The organism is uncultured Phyllobacterium sp. (assembly GCF_902479695.1).
Taxonomy (GTDB): domain Bacteria; phylum Pseudomonadota; class Alphaproteobacteria; order Rhizobiales; family Rhizobiaceae; genus Phyllobacterium; species Phyllobacterium calauticae.
The window spans coordinates 1-4,399 of record NZ_CABSQF010000088.1; the positions used below are offsets into that span (position 1 = coordinate 1).

Genomic DNA, 4,399 nt, shown 5'->3' on the forward strand with positions numbered 1-4,399 from the left:
CCCGTAGGTCTGGTGGTAGCGCTTGAGAAAGTCACGGCCGTTCATCAGGGCGCAGCTCATCCCGCCCTCACGGATGTCTCGCTGTCATTGGCGAAGGGCGAGCGCGTTGCGCTGGTTGGCGCCAGCGGTGCGGGAAAATCGACATTGCTGGCCCTGATTGCCGGTGAATTGCAGCCTGTGACGGGCCGTGTCGCCTGTGCCTCTTCGGCACGCCTGACGCAACGGACGGAACTCTTTCAGGATAGTCTGCGCGAGAATCTCAGGCTTGCGGACCCTGACGCCGGGGATGACCGCCTTTGGCAGGTGCTTGTGATAGCCGGGCTGGCAAGCCATGTGGAAAAATTACCGGCCGGGCTCGATACCCGGCTTGGTGAAGGCGGGTTGGGGCTTTCGGGCGGACAGTTGCGCCGTCTTGCATTGGCACGGCTGCTTCTGCGCAACGCAACGCTCTGGCTGCTGGACGAACCGACCGAAGGGCTGGACGGCGAGACAGCGCGGGATGTCCTGCAGCGGCTGCGGCATGAGATGACCGGTCACGCGGTCCTTGTCGCCACACATATACGGCGGGAGGCTGAAATGGCCGACCGACTCCTCATCATGAAACAGGGGCAGATCGTTGCCTCTTTACACCGCGGCGAACCAGAATTCGACGCCGCACTTGCAGCACTGCGGCCGGACTGAGGACGCAGTCTCAATCACTCGGCGTTCGCCCTTCGCGGCGCTGATCAACAGGGGGTCGGGCGTAAGCCCGGCATGAGCAGATGGAACTCGACATCGTAGCGCTTTCGCGCCTGCAATTTGCGATAACCGCGCTTTATCACTTTCTTTTCGTACCATTGACGCTTGGCCTCTCCGTATTGCTTGCAATCATGGAGACAGTCTACGTCATGACCGGCCGCGTCATATGGCGCCAGATGACCAAGTTCTGGGGCACATTGTTCGGTATCAACTTTGCGCTCGGTGTCGCCACCGGCATTGTCATGGAATTCCAGTTCGGCATGAACTGGAGTTATTACAGCCAGTATGTCGGCGATATCTTCGGGGCGCCGCTGGCCATTGAAGGCCTCATGGCATTCTTTCTGGAAGCGACCTTTGTCGGGTTGTTCTTCTTCGGCTGGGATAAGCTGTCCAAAGTGGGACACCTCACGGCAACCTGGCTGGTTGCAATCGGCTCGAACTTCTCCGCCTTGTGGATATTGATCGCCAATGGCTGGATGCAAAATCCGGTGGGGTCAGCGTTCAATCCCCAGACGATGCGCATGGAAGTCACTGACTTCTTTGCAGTTTTGTTCAATCCGGTCGCCCAGGCGAAATTCGTTCACACGGTTTCCGCCGGTTACGTAACGGCTTCCATCTTTGTTCTGGGTGTTTCCGCCTGGTATGTCCTGAAGGGGCGTCACACGGCGCTGGCCAAGCGGTCGATGACGGTGGCGGCATCCTTCGGACTGGCCGCGGCACTTTCCGTCGTCGTGCTTGGCGATGAGAGCGGCTATCTTTCCACCGAACACCAGAAAATGAAACTCGCCTCGATTGAGGCGATGTGGGAGACCGAGCCTGCTCCGGCCGCCTTCACGGCATTCGGGTTTCCCGATCAGCAGAGCCGCGAAACCCATTATGCGGTTCGTATTCCCTGGGTGATGGGGCTCATCGGAACGCGGTCGCTGACCACGGAAATTCCCGGAATCGAGGATCTGGTCAAGCATGCGGAGGTGCGGATCAAACAGGGGCTCCTGGCTTATGACGCGCTGCAACAGATTCGCGCTGCCGGCAGCACCAATGCGATCGCACCGGACGTGCGGGCCAAGTTTGAAGACAACGGGGCCGATCTCGGTTACGCCCTGCTTCTCAAGCGTTATGTCGACGATCCGCGCCAGGCAACCGATGCCCAGATCGAAAAAGCGGCGCTGGATACGGTCCCGCACGTTCCAACACTCTTCTGGTCGTTCCGCATCATGGTCGGTCTCGGCATGTTCTTCATCCTGTTGACCGGGACGTTCTTCGTGCTGTCGGTCCGGCGGCAACTCGATACATATCCGTGGCTGTTGCGCATTGCAGTCCTGGCGATCCCCCTCCCCTGGGTTGCAGCGGAGATGGGATGGATCGTCGCGGAATTCGGCCGCCAGCCCTGGATCATCGAGGGCGTCCTGCCAACGGCGGCAGCCGTTTCCAATCTGGGCGCGACGTCCCTGCTGATCACGATTGCCGGTTTTGTGACGATCTACACAATCCTGTTCGTGATCGAGATGGGCCTGATGCTTCGTGCCATTCGCAAGGGGCCGGAACTGGACAATGAGCCAGAAGCCGTCCTGATTTCCCCCCATATCGTACCGGCGGAGTAAACAATCATGATCCTGCATCAATTTCTCGACTATGACACTTTAAGGTTGATCTGGTGGGTGCTGCTCGGCGTGTTGCTGATCGGATTTGCCGTCACCGACGGCTTTGATCTCGGCATCGGTACATTGTTGCCCTTTGTGGCCCGCACCGACATGGAACGCCGTATCGCCATCAACACGATCGGTCCGATCTGGGAAGGCAATCAGGTCTGGCTCATTCTTGGCGGCGGCGCGATATTTGCCGCCTGGCCACCACTCTATGCGGTCTCCTTCTCCGGTTTTTATCTCGCCATGTTCGTTATCCTGGCGGCACTGATCATCCGGCCTGTCGCGTTCAAATATCGGTCGAAGCGCGAGAGCGCCACCTGGCGGGCTGCCTGGGACTGGGCCCTGTTCGTCGGCGGCTTCGTACCGTCACTCATCTTCGGCGTGGCCTTGGGCAACGTGCTGCAGGGTGTTCCCTTCCGTTTTGACAGCGATCTGCGCATTTTCTATGAAGGGTCGTTCTTTGGGCTGCTGAACCCGTTCGCGCTTCTCTGCGGGCTTCTTTCGGTCGCCATGCTGGTCATGCACGGCAGTGCGTGGCTGCAATTGAAGACGACGGGGATCATCGCCGAGCGCGCCCGCAGATTTGGCGGGATCGCAGCACCGCTCACCGTGCTTCTGTTTGCCGTCGCGGGACTTATCCTTTGGACCGGTTTGGACGGGTATCGCATTTCCAGCGTCGTCGATCCAACGGGGCCATCCAATCCGCTGCTGAAGACTGTGGTGTCGGACAAGAACGCCTGGTTTGCCAATTTCAACACACATGCATGGATGCTGGTTGCCCCCCTCCTCGGCTTCCTGGGCGCCCTTGTTGCCATGCTGGGTTTCCGTCTCAAGCGGGAAATCACCACCATCCTGGCAAGCGCACTGTCGATTTTCGGCATTATCTCGACCGTGGGCCTGTCGATGTTTCCCTTCATCCTGCCATCGTCGCTTGATCCGCGGTCGAGCCTGACAGTCTGGGATGCGTCGTCAAGCCACCTGACCCTGTTCATCATGCTGGTGGTGACGGCCATTTTCGTGCCGCTGATCGTTCTCTACACAAGCTGGGTTTATCACGTGCTGTGGGGGAAAGTGGATGACAAGACAATCACCAACAAGAGCGGTCACGCTTACTAGGACGAAGAAGGAGTAGAAGAATGTGGTATTTTGCCTGGCTGCTCGGATTGCCGTTTGCTGCTGCTTTCGCCGTTCTCAATGCCATGTGGTATGAACTGGTCGAGGACGATGCCAGCCGCAAGGCGGGCGGCAAGAAATAGCAACGGATATCCATTTTTTGGAATTGATTGGCCGGATGGTTTTATCGCCGGCGTGCCGGGCGGCAAATGTGTCTCATTTGCCGCCCGGTATTGGACTGCAGACCAGGGCTTTCCCGGTGTCTCTTGAAAGATTGCAACTAAAAAGTGCGCATCAATATCAACCTATGCGTGTGCTTGCCTATTGATATCTTCCCTTAAACCAGCCATACGATTGAGCGACAAGACCAAGCGTTTGTCAGAAAGCGCGGACTTCAGAGGGGACGAAGGACAGTCTTGCTGGTGGCGCCTCAGCTGCTGGCGGGAACTATTGCGATAGGATAATATTGATTGACTTCATTTCGTCCGGCCCGTTTTGGAAGACGTCCCGCCCTGCCAGAGTCCAGCTCCACCGAACTACCCCCAAATGCACCGCGAAACAATGCAGGCGCCAGCCTGTATCGGAAGCTGTGGATTGCCGTCGGCATGGCAGTGGCCTGTACTGCCATTCTCGCAACGAGCGTTATAGCGCCATCCTATGGGGATTACCGGCTCGCACGACTTAACCTTGATCGGGTTGAACGCTTTCGTCTGGTTCTGGACGCGGCCAATCGCCTGTCGGCGGAACGCGGCCCGTCGAACACGGTCATGGGGAGCGCCGATGCTCTGACACCTGACGTGACCCAGCGGCTTATCCAGTTTCGCGCGGCAAGTGATGCGGCTCTTGCCGCAGCGGCAGCCCCCCAAACACCTGATCCCGGGAGCCCGAACCACCCCACCCCC

Annotated in this window: 4 protein-coding genes and 1 pseudogene; all 5 read left to right on the plus strand. The window is 58.5% G+C overall.

Translation table 11 applies throughout. The annotated features are described in order from the left end of the window. The coding region (locus tag RDL77_RS24655) for an ATP-binding cassette domain-containing protein (RefSeq protein WP_288195125.1) at positions 1-681 on the plus strand (681 nt) is incomplete at its 5' end. Positions 682-761: 80 nt separating this feature from the next. Continuing rightward, the gene (locus RDL77_RS24660; RefSeq protein ID WP_223615876.1) at positions 762-2,339 is read left to right on the plus strand and encodes a cytochrome ubiquinol oxidase subunit I; all 1,578 of its coding nucleotides are present in this window, start codon (positions 762-764) and stop codon (positions 2,337-2,339) included. A gap of 6 nt (positions 2,340-2,345) precedes the next feature. Continuing rightward, positions 2,346-3,500 carry a cytochrome d ubiquinol oxidase subunit II gene (gene cydB, locus RDL77_RS24665; RefSeq protein WP_288195126.1) on the plus strand — a complete coding sequence of 385 codons (1,155 nt, stop codon included), beginning with the start codon at positions 2,346-2,348 and terminating at the stop codon, positions 3,498-3,500. A 20-nt stretch (positions 3,501-3,520) separates the two neighbouring features. Then, positions 3,521-3,640 (plus strand): cytochrome bd-I oxidase subunit CydX, encoded by a 120-nt coding sequence (gene cydX, locus RDL77_RS24670; protein ID WP_105735051.1) that lies wholly within the window; start codon positions 3,521-3,523, stop codon positions 3,638-3,640. Positions 3,641-4,102: 462 nt separating this feature from the next. Beyond that, positions 4,103-4,399: pseudogene (locus tag RDL77_RS24675) on the plus strand (GGDEF domain-containing protein); the annotation flags it as partial.

Coding starts and splice junctions, on each gene's coding strand:
- cydX (WP_105735051.1), top strand. CDS start 3,521: ATGTGGTATTTTGCCTGGCTGCTCGGATTGCCGTTTGCTGCTGCTTTC.
- RDL77_RS24660 (WP_223615876.1), top strand. CDS start 762: ATGGAACTCGACATCGTAGCGCTTTCGCGCCTGCAATTTGCGATAACC.
- cydB (WP_288195126.1), top strand. CDS start 2,346: ATGATCCTGCATCAATTTCTCGACTATGACACTTTAAGGTTGATCTGG.